Origin of the sequence: Rivularia sp. UHCC 0363, assembly GCF_034931125.1 — a bacterium.
Taxonomy (GTDB): Bacteria; Cyanobacteriota; Cyanobacteriia; order Cyanobacteriales; family Nostocaceae; genus Rivularia.
The window spans coordinates 31,831-48,183 of sequence record NZ_JAYGHM010000008.1 but is presented as its reverse complement, the minus strand read 5'-3'; the positions used below and the strand labels follow the sequence as shown (position 1 = coordinate 48,183).

Sequence of the window (16,353 nt, the reverse complement as noted above, 5' to 3'; positions counted from 1 at the left end):
AAATTTTTCGCAGCAGGATTAATTCGCCAAGTTTTCCAGTATTGTGCTGTATAACCAATTAGGAAAACCTACAGCACGCCCCACATTAAGGTGGATATTTCAAGTTCATACAGTTTTTGTGTTGGCTTTCAAGTGGAGGCAGAGCCTCTGGTCATGGGTTCCCAGCCTCCGACTGGAAACCAGTTAATGCATGAGCCAAAAACGGGTAAACTCTATCACGGCTGCTGCTAAAATTACATCATCAGCAGTTAAATCACATTATTGATGTAGCGATGAAAGTGGTAGGAGTTGGCAGTGTCGGCACCCGTTGTGGTGTTGCCCTTCTGGTGAGTGGGAGATAAGGATGCTTTATTGTTGCAAATTAAGGAAGCTCGTGCTTCAGTTACTTACCCTATGCAGGGAAAAGTGCTTACGATAACCACACTCAAAGAGTTGTAGCGGGGCAGCATCTAATGCAAGAATCCAGCGATATGGCGAAGGTATTGAGAAATACTAAAATTTTACGTGATTGTAAAATACTTGTTTCACATTCTCGGCAGCAGTCACGTAAAACAACACGATCGCAGCCAGACCCAGCACAAAATGCCAGGGCAATGGTTGAAATCCGAACAGAGTTGCTAATGGTGTCCAGGGAATAATTATTGTCACTCCGATAGTTGTCAAGGTTGCCCTCAACAAGTATTTTCCTGGCTTACTGTTGAAAATGGATTGCCGGGTACGAACAACTAGCACAACCAGGGAAGCGGAGATTACAGACTCCAAAAACCAGCCTGTTCTAAACTGTCCTGGTTGAGCGTGCAGCAGCAACAGCAGCGCCCCAAATGTGAGATAATCAAATATTGAACTCAGCAAACCAAACACAATCATGAAGTTGCGGATAAACTTGATATCCATCCGCCGAGGTTTGTTGACTAGCTCCTTGTCTACCCGATCTGTTGCGATCGTCAATTCTGGGAAATCGGTTAATAGGTTCGTCAGCAAAATTTGACTGGGCAGCAGAGGCAAAAAGGGTAGAAATAGAGAAATTCCCGCCATACTAAACATATTACCAAAATTGGCGCTAGTCGCCATAAATACATATTTTAAAGTGTTGGCAAATGTCACCCGTCCTTCCTTTACGCCTTCGATCAGGACATTCAAATCCTTTGCCATTAATACAATGTCAGCTGCTTCCTTGGCTACATCCACAGCACTTTCTACGGAAATGCCCACATCCGCAGCATGAAGCGCAGATGCATCGTTAATACCGTCACCCATATATCCCACCACATTCCCTGCTTTTTTGAGGGCGATGATGATGCGCTCTTTTTGATTTGGCTCTACTTCGGCAAAGACATTTGTATGTTGTACTTGATGCATCAAGGCTTCATCACTGAGTTCCTCTAGGTGGAGTCCGGTCAAAACCTTTGGTTCAGGCAGTCCTACCTGTTGAATGATACTCATTGCAACCGCCTTGCTATCTCCGGTAATCATCTTCGGGGTGATTCCTAACAGTTCCAACTCTCTGAGGGTATCAGCAATGCCAGCTTTTGGCGGATCGAAAAGAGCGAGGTAGCCGAGAAATGTCATAGAACGACCAAAATTAGCGTTACTTCCATGAGAAAGTAGCCAAACTTACTAAGTCCCTTTTCAAATTCGGTTTCGCTCGGTCTGAGTTTCAGTCGTTCTGAGACTTTGCCGAACTCAGTCTCTTCTCCGGTATAAATAACTACTGCGGTCGCCGTTCCACTAATTACATTAGTTCCCATATAAAGGGAATTTGTGCGTTGGCTGAGTCCAGTACCCGCAGGCAATACACCACTTAGTTTGTCAATTGGATAGGTTTCTCCTGTAAGTGCTGCTTCATTTACCGATAAATCTTTCGATTCTAAAACTAGACAGTCACCCGGGATATTTTTACCAGCACAAAGTACCACAATGTCACCGGGAACTACTTCCCCATTAGGAATTTCTTGAGATTGACCATCTCTCAAAACAGTTGCTTTGACTTGCACTAAAGCTAATAATTTTTCGACGGCTTTCGAGGCTCCTTGCTCTTGCCAAAATCCTAATAGCCCACTGATGAGGACAATTGCTAAAATGATGATAGCATCTGCCGCATCTTTAAGAAAAATCGATAGCACCGCCGCAAAAATCAGAATCAAGATAATCGGACTCTTAAACTGATTGAGCAACAGCATCCATCCACTCGATTTGTGTTTTTGTTTGAGGCTGTTTGCGCCGTAGTCGTTCAGACGTTGTTTGGCATCTTGACGGCTTAATCCGGAGGTTGTAGAGTGCATCTGCTGAAGCACCTGGTCCGTAGGTAAGCTCCAAAACGTGGAGAGTTGGGGATTCATCGGTTTAGGCTTTTGCGGTTAGTCAACGAGCAGAAATGGTTTGCCACTCTTGGATTGCTGTGGATGGGATTTGTAATTTGATCGCGGAACCAGTTAAACCTCCTCCATCTTCTTAGATAGGCGGGGTAGTTGATCATGATATATTTTCTTAGATAGGTTTTGCTAATTTAGATTTAATAGCTCGTTGGGGTCGATTGAGAAACTTTAACTGTTCAAACCAAAGCAGTGCGATCGCCCCACCGCCCAAACAAATTGCCAGATCGATTGGGTGTAAAAAGGAAAAGCTAAACAATTGACGCAAGAACGGGACATACAACACGATCGCTAGAAAAGCCAGTCCCCCACCAATCACCCACCAAAGGGCAGCATTAGGAGATTTCAGTATTTTTAGGCTGAGGCGCGATGAAGAACCTTCGCTCAAAATTAGTCCTAAATTTGCCAAAATCAACGTTGTAAATGTTAAGGCACGGGCATCAAGTTCACCTTGTTTGCGATAGAGCGCAACCACAAAAATCACGAGAGCGATCGCTAAAATTCCGCTCCCTTGCAGTAGTGCCAACGAGAGCGTTTTCCTGCCAAATAATGGTTCTTTGGGGTTGCGGGGAGGACGCTGCATCACCGTTGCTTCTGCGGGTTCGGCTTCTAAAACGATGGAGCAAGCTGGATCAATAATTAAATGTAGAAAGGCAACGTGAACGGGAAGTAATACTAACGGCAACTTAAACAAAACTGGAATCAAAGACATCCCAGCAATGGGAATGTGAATCGCTAGCAAATATGCCATTGCTTTGCGGAGATTATCAAAAATTCGCCGTCCCATTTTCACCGCTTGCACGATGGACGAAAAATCATCATCTAATAACACTAACGCCGCAGATTCACGGGCAACATCTGTACCTCGCTGTCCCATCGCAATCCCGATTTGGGCAGATTTGAGAGCAGGGGCATCATTCACACCATCCCCAGTCATGGCAACGACTTCACCCTTGGCTTTCAAAGCATTAACCAACCGCAGTTTTTGTTCGGGAACCGCTCGCGCAAAGATATTTGTACTTTGAATACGCTCCTGGAGTTCAAGGTCACTCATCATATCCAATTCTGAGCCTGTGAGAATTGCTCCCATTTGCATCAATCCAATCTGACGGGCAATAGTTTGAGCCGTTCCGGGATAATCACCCGTAATCATGACTACTCGAATACCTGCGGTGTAACATTCTTGAATCGCCGCCGCAACATTTGGACGCACTGGATCGGACAGTCCCACCAATCCGAGAAATTGAAAAGGAAAGTCATGTTGCTCGTCAGGTAAATGATTCGGATTGAGCGACGGATGAGGCGGTAAAAATGGCGGTGGCGCACCAACAAGAGAGGCTTTGGCAACGCCTAAGACACGTAATCCCTGATCTGCCATTTCACCGATTTGGGCTGCCATAATTTTCTGCTGTTGGGGCGTGAAATGGCAGAGATCCGCGATCGCTTCCGGCGCTCCTTTGGCTGCAATTTCATACTGCTGTCCGTCATCTGACTGCCAAACGTGAGACATTGCCAATAGCTGTGGTGAGAGCGGATATTCTCGTAACAGTATCCAATCGTTATGCAAATGTTCAGTATGCGCGAGATAGGTATCGCCCAATTGCTTGAATGCTTTTTCCATCGGATCAAATGGATCTCGCTGACTGGCTAGAATGCAGAACTCGACTAATTCATGAAATGCTTCGGGGAGCAACTCGCGTAAATGCAATTCCAAATTATATGGGTGAGGATTTTCTGCCTTGTTGTATGCGAATAGCTGTTGTACAGCCATCTGATTTAAAGTCAGCGTCCCAGTTTTATCCACACACAGAACCGTTGCGGAACCCAAGGTTTCCACGGCGGAAGCACGACGAGCTAAGACGTGTTTCTGAGAAATGCGCCAAGCTCCTAATGCTAAGAAAATCGTCACGACAACCGGAAATTCGTTTGGCAAAATTGCCATCGCTAAGGTAATACCCGCAAGAAATCCTTTGAGCCAATCTCCTCGCGTCAGTCCATAAATCACGACGATCGCCACACACAACAATAAAGCGATACCAAATAAGCGGCTCACCAACCGAGTCATTTCCTGTTGTAGAGGAGTCGGTTCAGGCTTGACTTTTTGCAAAGCCTTACCAATCTTGCCCATCTCCGTTTGAGCGCCCACCGCTTGGACTTGAGCAATTCCCTGTCCTTGAACTACCAAGGTGCCAGAATACACAAACGGTAACTCATCGCCCCCCGGACGTGCCATTTCCACGGTACCGGCGGCAGCAATTTTACGGACTGGTAAAGATTCACCTGTTAATAATGATTCATCGGTTGATAAATTTGTGCAGGACAGCACCATTGCATCGGCAGGAACGCGATCGCCTTCTGCCAAAACTAAGACATCTCCCCGAACAACTTCTCGCCCTGCAATCCGTTTTCGCTCCCCATCCCGAATCACCAAGGCGCGAGGACTGGAAAGATCGCGCAAGGCTTCTAGGGCGTGTTCAGTCTTACCTTCCTGGTAAAGGCTAATCCCAGTGATGAAGAAGACGAAACCCAGCAAAATCAAGGCTTCCTGTAGATCGCCTAAAATCCAATAGATGATACCACCACCTACTAGTAATAGGAATATCGGGTCTTTAACGGTATCCCAAACGAACGATAAAAGATTATGTGATCGCGAGGAGGGGAGTTCATTGTAGCCTTCATCTTTGAGCCGAGCGATCGCTGTCGCAGACGGCAAACCGTTTGCTTCTTGCTCAGATAAGTCAGCTACAGTATTGAGATGCTGTGCATATTCAACCATAATTCAGCTTTTTCCTATAGAGAACTCCACAAAAAGAAATTGGCAATGTTGAACAGAAATATAATTATCTATAGTTGCTTTAAGCTTTCAATTTTATTGAGGCTGCTAGCTCCATCAGTAGTACGTCCTATCATCTCGCTCTGATAAATACGGTAGATAGCAATTGCCTCCGCACGTCCCCAGGAGTCGAGCCAAGTTCGATTGATTGCAGGAGAAAGTGCTGGATTTCGCTCTTTAATGAATTTCATTGCACGATCAATGTCTTCCTTTACAGTCAGACGCTCGACTCGACCCATTACAATCACGCTGCGCCAATGAAGCGGACCATGAATTTCTTCTACCTGTAGGCAGATTTCTGGATTTGCATCTATGTCATGAGTCTTCATGCCGACCGTTGTAAATAAGTAGATGTCTGAATCTTGGAGATAATAATACATTGGAACAACGTAGGGTTTGCCTTCGTGTATACAGCCCAGATGACCGTATCCTATTTTGTGTAGGAGTTCGTGTATTTCTTCTGAACTCATTTCATCAATATCTAACATGACTATGCTTCCAAATAATATTTAGTTAACTGGTCGTATTGAAGATTACTGCATATAGGTGTCGCTTTAGACCAGATGCTGCAAGTGACTCAAACGCTTTGAGTAATTTTTCATAGACGAAATATAAAGCGGGCTAGAAATAATCTTAACCCGCTCATTGCTTTCTAGCTAGTTTTTTCCAATGCTTAATGGTCTCTATTTTCAGAAGGATCTCCTTCGTATGGTTGTACTCCCGATTTGGGATAATCATCATCGCTGGGGCTAAAAATTCTAGTTACTCCATTGGTCGTAAAATTAATCAATCTTTGGGGAATTTCTACAATTGATTTAATGATTTGCTTAGCTCTGGATGCAGTAGACATAAATTTTTTCTCCTGTTTAATTTATAGAAAAATCTTTGACAAATGTTTGTCTTGTGAGCGGTTCTGCTAAAATTAATCCTTCACCACCAAGGGGATTTTCTTCATTTAATAATTTACCCTCCACAGAAAGGTAAATATTAGCTTCTGAATCAAGACTTGAGGCGGTATAAAGTACTTGAGCTACACGATAAATCATTGAAGTGGAACCACCACCATAACGGAATTCATCGGATAAATTTATATGAATTCCTGTTTCATCAATTTGCAAGCCTAATAATTTTGTTCCTTGGGGAATTGTGGAAGTAAATTGATTGTTTTGATTACGAGCAAAAAGTTGGTTTAAGGTTTGTTGCAAAGCCACTTCCTTAGATGTCCCTTCTTTAATAGCGACTGGTTGGGGGACTAAGCTAACTTTTTCACCTTTAACTTGCAATAAGTAGGCTTTCGGCTGTAGCTGCTGTACTGCTGCTGTATTTTCTTTCGGGGTTAATTTTTCTGTTTGTTGGGGAATTGTAAATGGAATAGTTGGTTTTGGAACTGTATTGTTTTCTTTGGAGATGAGTGCTTTGTTGACTTGTACGGGTGTTGGGGTTGTAGTTGTTTCTGTAGAAGCGGGATTTCTAATATCTAACCAATTCAACCAACCGATACTACCAATTAAACTTAACAATAGTAGTATGTAGATGACGAATATATTTTGTTGAATGGGACGGGTGTTTTGGATTTTCATAATTTTTATCCTATCTTTATTATGAGTAAATTATTAATCAGACTTACCCCAATACCTCATCCGATAAAAACACCCTGTATACTTTTGGATTGTTATTAACTGGTAGATGAGGAAGGTGCATTAATTTCGGCTTGAGTGCGTTCTAGCATAGTTTCTTCTAAGTGTTCGCTACGCTGACGTTGTTTCTTCATACCTAATCTTGTTTCTTCTGTAATTTCAGCATGATTGGGATTTTCTAATTCCTTTTCTGCGCGAGAATGCATAGTTTCTTCAAGATGTTCTTCATGTTGACGCTTTTGAGTTATTGATCCACGCGCTCTTTCTTGCATCGTTAAATCAAGCTTGACTACATCATATTTTTCAAGAGATTTTGGTATACTCAGCGTCAAAAGACCATTGTGAATTTCGGCTTTTACCTGGTTGTATTCAACAGATACAGGCAAAGATACTATGCGTTGAAAATGCCCGTAATTAAACTCGGAACGATATATACCTTTTTCGTAATGGACTTTTTGTTCGTGATGTTCACCAGCAATTGAAACCGCATCTTTAGTTACATGGATATCTAAATCTTTGGGTTCTATACCAGGTACTTGGGCTTGAATAATCAGATTTGAATCGGTTTCTTTAATTTCAATTGCTGGTTCCCAAGTCGCATTTTCAACTTTAGGAATAGAACTTAAAGTATTATTAACAGCTTTCGGATTATTTTTATGAACCAGTTCATCAAACAAATTATTCATCTGATGGCGTAGAGTATCTATTTCTTTGAGTGGATGCCAGCTTTTTTCAGACATATATTTAGCTCCTTACAATCCCGATAACAAGTAAAGGTTAGTAAACCTTTTTTCTTCGCTATACTTTAAATTTAGAAAAAGAACTTGAGGAACTTGTGAGGAAAGGGGAAAAACTATCGAAGCACGGGAGTTATAAATATAAATAAAAAAATGCTCACTGCTCACTGTTCCAGCCAAGAATTTGTGAAATTTCTTGTGCTAATGTTAAGGGGCTGAAAGGTTTGGCGATCGCCGCTTTAATTCCTAAGTCTATGTAATGAATACGGTCTGTATTTTGTACTTTAGCTGTAAGTAATATTACTGGTATCTGATTGGTCATTGAGTTTTCTTTTAGGTATTTAAAAGTGGTAATACCGTCCATATCTGGCATCATTACATCTAAAAGAATTGCATCTGGCTTTTCTGTTACAGCTTTTTTAATTGCTTCAGTTCCAGAACTTGCTGTTATCACTTGCCACTTTGCGGTGGTTTGTAAACAAATTTTGGTAACTTCTTGAATATATTCTTCGTTATCAACTACTAATATCTTTTTTTGTATCATTACTAATACCAATCTTTTTTTATTGTTGCTATAGAGGTAAGTAGGTTCGCCTTGAAAATTGTAATTATGACAAGGCAGTAGGGGTAAGAGTTTAGACCTAATTTACATTCTGTTACATAGTTCTGTTTATTTCTGCCGACCTACTTAACTTCATTGCTAAAACTTTTGTTAAAAAGGCGATAAATCTTGACTATACAAAATAAATTACGCTTTATTCCCTATTCCCTCTCATAGGTAAAGTGAAATAAAACGTACTCCCAACTCCCATAATACTTTCAGCCCAGATTTTTCCACCGTGCATTTCTACAATACTATGACAAATTGCTAAACCTAAACCTGTACCTTCATGGTTGCGCGAATCTGAAGAATCTACTTGTTGAAAGCGCTCAAAAATAACTTCTAGTTTATCTTGGGGAATACCGCTTCCGGTATCTTTAACTGTAAATAATATTTCCGAATCTTGTTCGACAACTTTTAAGCTAACTGTGTCCCCTACGGATGAAAATCGAATTGCGTTAGTAAATAAGTTTGTTAAACTTTGAATAATGCGATCGCCATCTACTCGTATAAGTATCGGTGAATTTTCTACTGATAGTTTAACTTGTGCTTTGTCAGCTAAAGGCTGAACAACATTTATTGCTTGTGTTATTAAATCAGTTACCTCACACATTTGCTTGGACATTGTAATTTTTCCCGATTCAATCCGCTCGATATCAAGAATATCGTTAATCAGCCTTACTAAACGTTCGGTACTATCGGTAGCAATTTGCACTAATCGTTTGCTATCTTCGGAACCCAAAGGAATTAAATCAGTAGCTAGCATTCCTAAAGAACCATGAATCGAAGTTAAAGGGGTGCGAAGTTCGTGAGAAACTACCGAAACAAACTCATCTTTCATGCGCTCAATTTGTTTACGGTGGCTCACATCTTGCAAATAAACCGTATAAACTGTCTTAGTGCCTAATTTTAATTTGGAAATCGAAGCTTCAGCCGGGAAATCGCTTCCATCCTTACGTCTACCGTAAATCTCGCGACGTTCGCCCATTTTTCGAGATGGAGTTGATGACTTACCAAAATCTGCTACATGGTGACGGTGAGCTTCTACCGAACGTTGGGGTACAAGTAAATCCAAAGGTTTTCCAAGTACTTCATTAACTGGATAGCCAAAAATTTTCTCCGCACCTTGATTAAATAAAGTAATACACTGATTGCTATCAATACAAATGATTGCATCCGAGGCAATTTCTACAATTCCACTAAATTGCGCTTGCGCTCGCTGACGTTCTAATAATTCTAATTGCAAGCACTCATTCATCTTCACTAATTCTGCTGTACGTTCTGCTACTCTGTTTTCTAATTCGTCCGATTTTTTACGTAAATTAGTTTCTGTAAGATTTTTTTCGATAGCACCCGAAAGCACGTTAGCAATGGCTTGCAAAAAATAAATGTCATCTTGATTAAAGATGCGTTTATAAGGAGTATATACACCTAAGACACCATAAGCCCGGTCAATTCTAAAAATTGGTACGCTTACACCGCTAATAATTCCGTGTTCTTCGAGTAAAGTAGGGCTGTTAAATCTGGTTTCTTGACGTAAATCCTCGATAATAATGGGTTCTTTTGTCATCAATGCATTACCCGCTACCGAATCATTGAAGCTTAGTAGTGCTAATCCTAATAATCCTTCATTCCACCCAACTCCTGCACGCATCAGCATCGCATTACCCGACGGTAAGATTTCCAAGACATGACAAAATTTAACGTCTAAACTTTGAGCGATTAACGCTACAGTTTCATTCATCAAAGTAGATATATCTTGATTTAATAGGGCTAACTGCCCCAATTTCGCTACAGTTGCTTGTTGTTCAACTTTGATTTTTAATAATTGATTAATTCTTTCTTCTTCGGCTTCAGCTTGTTTTCGCGTGGTGATATCTCGCGTAATTGCTAATTGAACTAATTCACCATTAAGAGGATTAAGTAAAGGTACCCCGTGAGTTTCTAAAATACGGTGACTTCCTGATAAACCGATGATTTCAAATTCTAAAGTTCCCTTATTCCCCTGACAAACGCTTTTATTTAAATCTTCAAAAGCCTGACGATATTGCGGTGAAATTACAGAATAAATATTTTTACCAATTGCAGTTTCCTCCGCTTCAATCATCGCGAAACCGGCAGGATTCATTTCTAACAAAGTTCCGTCAGCAGCAATTAATTTAATACATTCAGGGGATGTTTCAAATATTTTTTGCCAGCGTTCCGACTCAGTGTTATTAAGTTTTTCCCGTTCCTCGATCATCCGCTGTTGGGATTTAATTCTTTCCAAACGGTTGACAATTCGGGTGACTAATTCCGGTCCTACAATTGGCTTACTGACAAAATCATCTGCACCAACGCTAAAAACTTGATTGACAATTTCTGCTTCATTATGAACCGTTAAAAACAAGACTGGTAGCTCGTTCCAGCGCGAATGATTGCGGACTTCGTTACAAAGCTTAATACCACTAACGGAGGGCATTTCCACATCTAGAATGAGTAAATCGGGCTGTATTTCTTCCAAGGTTTCCCAAACTTTATGCGGTTCAGAAAGAGTTTTAACCGTAATTCCCCAATGTTTCAACAAATTTTGCAATACTTCTAGAACTTTTGGGTCATCATCTATAGCTAATACGGTTGCTTGTGCATCTTCTGACTTTTTAATTAATTGCGCGGCAATTTCTAAAATTTGTTCTGAGGATGCAGACTTGTGTAGTTTGATGTTTTCACTATTGTGGGAAAATGGCATTCCCGTACTTGCGTCTGCTTCTTTAGTTAAAACTATTACAGGAATTGACGGTTTACGATTTTTAAATTCTGCGAATAAGCTTAAACCGTCTTCATCTCCTAAAATATTATCATCAACTATTGCGACATTTGGGTGTTCTTGGTAAAGCTTCTGTCTTGCTGTAGAAATGCTATTAACAATCTTGATTTGCAATTCTCTATCAGTAGCTTTCTTGATTAAATCTTCGGGTATTTCGTGACTATCAATGACCAAAATTAAAGGACGCTCGTCTAACTCATATGTATCATTAGAAGAAACTGCATTTGTTTGAGAAGGTGCATCGATTTCAGTAAGTAAAGCTTTTACCCAATCGTTAAATTGAGCAATTTGTGTTTGATCGAAAACCTGCTTTTCTTTAAGTAAATTTTCAATTTTACGCGCTAATTTTGAACCATTCGCAAAGCCAAAAGTACCCAGGGAACCAGCCAGTGTATGAGCTTCTGCGGCTGCTTGGGAATGTAGTTCGTTTGTCAAAGATTGACCGTTTTGTAGTGCTTGTGCTGCTTGGAACAATACATTTACTTGCTCGGATACTCTTCCTTTATATTTTTCCCAAACTCCAGCTATAGCGTCTAAAGTTTGGGCTTTAGTTACTTGACTCGATGTTTCTTCCTCATTCCCTTGTTGCTTTGTCTGTGTCTTCTCTACAATTGGCTTTAACCGATACCCGATACCATACACAGTTTCAATCAAATCACTAGGTGCATCTGCCGCTTTTAACTTCATTCGCAATCCTTTGATATGAGTACGAACGGCTTCTTCGGAAGGAATATCTTCATAAGACCACAGATGCTCTAGAATCATTCCACAACTAAATACACGGCGGCTATTACGTAAAAATAGTTCTAATAATGAATATTCTTTAGGAGTTAAAGATAGATTTTTTGTATTATAATCAACTTCGCAACTAGTAGGGTCAAGTCGCAAATTACCCCATTCAAGTACTGTAGGTAAATTTATTTGTCCTCGACGCAATAAAGCTCTAACACGAGCAACTAACTCTTCTTCCTCAAAAGGTTTTACTACATAGTCATCTGCACCAGCATCTAAACCTGTAGCTTTTTCATGAGGACTATCGCATCCCGTTACCAGCATAATGGGAATCAACAACCCACCAGAACGAATTTTTCGGCAAAGGCTAATACCATCTAGCTTGGGTAAGGTTATATCTAAAATAATTAGATCGTAGTCAAAAGCTTGAACCAATTCCCAACCCGTTTCTCCATCGTTAGCAACTTCAACTGCATAATTTCGATGAGTCAGTACAGCACTAAGTGCTTGAGCAACAAATTCGTCATCTTCTACAACTAGGATTTTCATAGTTTGTGAAAGTTGAAATTCGATAAAGGTTGATATTAGAAAATTTTCAAGGTCAATGAGAAAGGGCTTTCCCATCTTCATTTTAGAATAAAGGATAAATCGGACTTGACTTTCGCCAACAAAATAATTTTTATTTAAGCATTCGATCAGAATTTGTCAATTTTAATGATTATGAGCGTATTTTTAGGATAAAGCAACCTTTATTTTTCTTGGCTATTTGTGATTATTCTAAATCCTGAAGACTCTCCTCACAACTTCCTCAAATTTTTAATTTAACTTTAAATTAAGTAAGCTAATAACGGCGAACCAAGCATCAAGATATTTCTTTTTAGGTTGGCATAGAAGAGGTAAAAATATGTTTAAGAAAATTTTAGTTGCGATAGATGATGGAGATACCAATAAAAATATTTTACATGAAGCTATTTCTTTAGCTTTAGCAACCGATGCCCAACTAACACTGACACACGTAGTACCTCCCTTCACTGAAATATATCCCGAACCAGGCTTTATTGCCGCACATGGTTATCATCCAACCATACATGGTGAAACCACAATGAAATACTATATGGAACGATTGGATGCTTTAGAACAAAAAGGCATCGAGTTGTTACAATCCTTTGCAAATAAAGCTCAAGCTCGCGGAGTGAAAGCTGAAATTGTTCAAGCTACTGGTTCTCCAGGATTTATGATTTGTAAGGTTGCGAGCGGTCGAGAGGTTGACTTGATTTTGATCGGTCGTCATGGACGTACCGGATTGAGTGAACTTTTCTTGGGTAGCGTTAGCAATTACGTGCTGCATCATGCTCCTTGTTCGGTACTAACAGTGCAAGGTCCACATCAAGATGTAACTGATTCTTTGGTAATGGAAGCAGCTTCGATGTAATTTGATACTTACAATGTATACCTCCCGAAATCATTGGGAGATTTTTTGTTAACGACAATTTTCTAGTCAGTTTTGTGGCTTATCTATTAAAATTATTCAGTATCTAAAATACTTATTTAATCGGCATTTTTAAGCAATTAATCTTGAGAATGCCTTTACCATAGTTTTTCTTCGGGAAGACAGTAGATAATTGGTTTTCTTTGTTGGATTTAGCAGTGTCGGTAATGCTCCAGCTATCGTCTCTGTTGATGAAGTAGATTGTTTGCAAGTACATACTGGCATAGCTTGCCAACAACTTCTACAAAACCAGTAATTTCCACTAGCATCCGCATGATTCAAAAGTATGTCTTTGCAACAAGGACAGTAATTCATAATTCTTTAAATTCGCGGGTGTTTCATTGCAATGACTATAAATCTAAAATCTGAGGAACTTGTGAGGAAGAAAGAGGGGATGGGGAGACAAGGGGACAAGGAGACAAATAAATAACTCCTAACTTCTAACTCCCCGCTGCTCAGTTTTAAGAGAAACCCAAGCAGGAAAACAGTATCCTCACAAAATCCTCAAACTATCTGGCTATAAACATATTTGTGTGGAGGAGAAGAACGGAAACGTCAATATTGCTCAAATTAAGTTATAGGAAGTCAAGCTATGCGAAACACAGTGGTTAATCAAAAATCGGAACGTCTTCGTTCTACCGAACAAGCTTTAGTATTGCCTTTCGATGAAGTTGGAATTGCTGATATACCTATAGTTGGCGGGAAAAACGCTTCTTTAGGAGAAATGATTCAACAACTCCAACCTAAAGGTGTTAAGGTTCCTACCGGATTTGCTACTACCGCTTATGCCTATCGGCATTTTATCTCTTCGGCAGGATTGGAAGCGCAACTCAGAGAGATATTTGCGGATTTAGATGTAGAGGATATTGGCAACCTGCGAGAACGAGGTAGAAAAGCTAGAATTTTGATGTTGCAAACTTCTTTTCCCGAAGAATTGCAACAAGCAATAGCCCAAGCTTACCAAAATCTCTGCCACCAGTACGGTACCGATACCGATGTAGCAGTTCGTTCCAGCGCTACCGCTGAAGATTTACCCGATGCTAGCTTTGCAGGACAGCAAGAAACTTATCTCAACGTTCACGGATTACCCGGTGTTTTGCAATCTTGTCACAACTGTTTTGCATCAATTTTTACGGATAGAGCCATTTCTTACCGTCAAATCAAAGGCTTTGACCATTTTGATGTAGCCCTTTCTGTCGGCGTGCAAAAAATGGTACGTTCTGACTTATCAACTTCTGGGGTGATGTTTTCCATCGACACCGAAACTGGTTTTAAAGATGCTGCGCTAATTACAGCAGCATACGGTTTGGGTGAAAACGTCGTCCAGGGTGCCGTGAATCCGGATGAATACTTAGTATTCAAACCGACATTAAAACAAGGATTTCGTCCCATATTAAAAAAACGTCTGGGAAGCAAAGAAATCAAGATGATTTATGAAATGGGGGGGACAAAATTAACCAAAAATATTCCCGTTCCAGTTAGCGATCGCCATTTATTTGCTTTATCAGATGAAGAAATTCTACAGTTAGCTCGTTGGGCTTGTTTAATCGAGGAACATTACTCGCAAGTTCGCGGTACCTACACCCCAATGGATATCGAATGGGCAAAAGACGGCATCACCAACGAATTATTTATCGTCCAAGCTCGTCCGGAAACCGTACAGTCACAGAAGGTAAATAACGTTCTGCGTACCTATCACTTTGTTAAAGGCAATAATTCCCCCTCTCTCCCCCTCCCCCCATCTCCCCATCCTTTTATTCCCCTCCTCACCGGACGCAGCGTAGGTGCAGCAATCGGACAAGGTAAAGCTAAAGTAATCCTTGATGTAAATAATCTCAATCTCTTTGAAGAAGGCGATGTACTGATAACAAACCGCACAGACCCAGATTGGGAACCGATCATGAAAAAGGCTGCTGCCATAGTAACTAATTCTGGTGGTCGTACTTGTCACAGCGCTATTATTGCTAGAGAATTAGGAATTCCGGCGGTAGTTGGTTGCGGTAATGCCACTACAACTTTAACAACTGGAGAAGATATCACCGTTTCCTGTGCTGAAGGTGAAACTGGCAAAGTGTACCAAGGTTTAATACCTTTTGAAGTAGAAGAAATACATTTGGAAAAATTGCCCCATATCCCCACGAAAATAATGATGAATGTGGGCAATCCCGAAGAAGCTTTTGGCTTGAGCGCTATACCTAACGATGGTGTGGGACTTGCAAGGATGGAATTTATCATTGCTAACCAGATCAAAGCGCATCCATTAGCATTAATTCACTTTCATGAGTTAGAAGACAAATTAGAGAAATCCAAAATTTTTGAACTAACTCGCAATTACGATGATAAAACTCAATTTTTTGTAGATAAATTAGCGCGAGGAATCGGAACTATAGCCGCAGCATTTTATCCCAAACCTGTAATTGTCCGTTTGAGTGACTTCAAAAGTAACGAATATTCCAATCTTTTGGGTGGTAAACAGTTTGAACCACACGAAGAAAACCCAATGTTAGGATGGCGGGGTGCTTCTCGTTATTACGATCCAAAATACCGTGAAGGTTTCGCTTTAGAATGTCGCGCTATGAAACGAGTACGCGACGAAATGGGTTTAACCAACGTTATTTTAATGGTTCCATTTTGCCGTACCCCTGAAGAAGGTCATCGTGTTTTAGCAGAGATGGCGAAAAACGGTTTAGTCAAAGGTGAAAACGGCTTACAAGTTTATGTAATGTGCGAGTTACCTTCTAACGTTCAACTAGCAGATGAATTTTGCGAAGTTTTCGACGGTTTTTCTATCGGCTCCAATGATTTAACTCAATTAACTCTTGGTTTAGATAGAGATTCGGAATTAGTAGCGCATTTATTTGACGAACGCAACGAAGCAGTCAAAAGAATGATCGCCAAAGCCATAACTACCGTCAAGCAACACGGACGTAAAATCGGCATCTGCGGACAAGCACCCAGCGACTATCCCGAATTTGCTCGCTTCTTAGTAGAGCAGGGTATTGATTCTATGAGTCTTAACCCAGATTCCGTATTGAAGACGCTTTTAGAAATCGCTTCGATGGAGTAGGGCAGGGGGGATGGGGAGAAAAAGTTAGGGATTAGGAGTTAAAAATATTAATTCAAAACCCAATGCCCAATTACCAATT

The 16,353-nt window shown here is 40.6% G+C and carries 12 protein-coding genes; 3 read left to right on the top strand and 9 right to left on the bottom strand.

All coding sequences use genetic code 11. The features are described 5' to 3' along the window. Positions 1–221: 221 nt before the first annotated feature. A complete protein-coding gene (locus VB797_RS34965; RefSeq protein WP_416350847.1) occupies positions 222–341 on the top strand; it encodes a DUF2252 family protein in 120 nt (39 codons plus the stop codon). Positions 342–492: 151 nt separating this feature from the next. On the opposite strand, the gene VB797_RS06805 is transcribed toward VB797_RS34965, so the two are convergent. From VB797_RS06805 to VB797_RS06765, 9 genes are all read right to left on the bottom strand, one after another. After that, positions 493–1,569, bottom strand: coding sequence for an HAD-IC family P-type ATPase (locus tag VB797_RS06805; protein ID WP_323236907.1), 1,077 nt, complete (start codon positions 1,567–1,569; stop codon positions 493–495). Next, a complete protein-coding gene (locus tag VB797_RS06800; RefSeq protein ID WP_323236906.1) occupies positions 1,566–2,339 on the bottom strand; it encodes a cation-transporting P-type ATPase in 774 nt (257 codons plus the stop codon). The genes VB797_RS06805 and VB797_RS06800 overlap by 4 nt, the downstream gene beginning before the upstream one ends. A 148-nt stretch (positions 2,340–2,487) precedes the next feature. Further along, positions 2,488–5,148 carry a cation-translocating P-type ATPase gene (locus tag VB797_RS06795; protein WP_323236905.1) on the bottom strand — a complete coding sequence of 887 codons (2,661 nt, stop codon included), beginning with the start codon at positions 5,146–5,148 and terminating at the stop codon, positions 2,488–2,490. A gap of 68 nt (positions 5,149–5,216) precedes the next feature. Beyond that, positions 5,217–5,675, bottom strand: a complete 459-nt coding sequence (locus VB797_RS06790) for a pyridoxamine 5'-phosphate oxidase family protein (RefSeq protein WP_323236991.1) — start codon at positions 5,673–5,675, stop codon at positions 5,217–5,219. Between the two features lie 203 nt (positions 5,676–5,878). After that, positions 5,879–6,055 carry a hypothetical protein gene (locus tag VB797_RS06785; RefSeq protein ID WP_323236904.1) on the bottom strand — a complete coding sequence of 59 codons (177 nt, stop codon included), beginning with the start codon at positions 6,053–6,055 and terminating at the stop codon, positions 5,879–5,881. Positions 6,056–6,071: 16 nt separating this feature from the next. After that, positions 6,072–6,785, bottom strand: a complete 714-nt coding sequence (locus VB797_RS06780) for a GerMN domain-containing protein (protein ID WP_323236903.1) — start codon at positions 6,783–6,785, stop codon at positions 6,072–6,074. Between the two features lie 95 nt (positions 6,786–6,880). Further along, positions 6,881–7,582 carry an Hsp20/alpha crystallin family protein gene (locus VB797_RS06775; protein WP_323236902.1) on the bottom strand — a complete coding sequence of 234 codons (702 nt, stop codon included), beginning with the start codon at positions 7,580–7,582 and terminating at the stop codon, positions 6,881–6,883. Between the two features lie 154 nt (positions 7,583–7,736). Continuing rightward, complete coding sequence (locus tag VB797_RS06770; protein ID WP_323236901.1) at positions 7,737–8,123, bottom strand: response regulator; 387 nt, start codon at positions 8,121–8,123, stop codon at positions 7,737–7,739. A 211-nt stretch (positions 8,124–8,334) separates the two neighbouring features. Beyond that, on the bottom strand, positions 8,335–12,267 hold the full coding sequence (locus VB797_RS06765) for a response regulator (protein ID WP_323236900.1): 3,933 nt from the start codon (positions 12,265–12,267) through the stop codon (positions 8,335–8,337). A gap of 355 nt (positions 12,268–12,622) precedes the next feature. Between VB797_RS06765 and VB797_RS06760 the strand changes: the two genes are divergently transcribed. Continuing rightward, complete coding sequence (locus VB797_RS06760) at positions 12,623–13,150, top strand: universal stress protein (RefSeq protein ID WP_323236899.1); 528 nt, start codon at positions 12,623–12,625, stop codon at positions 13,148–13,150. A gap of 649 nt (positions 13,151–13,799) precedes the next feature. Continuing rightward, positions 13,800–16,274 (top strand): phosphoenolpyruvate synthase, encoded by a 2,475-nt coding sequence (ppsA, locus tag VB797_RS06755; RefSeq protein ID WP_323236898.1) that lies wholly within the window; start codon positions 13,800–13,802, stop codon positions 16,272–16,274. Positions 16,275–16,353 lie beyond the last annotated feature (79 nt).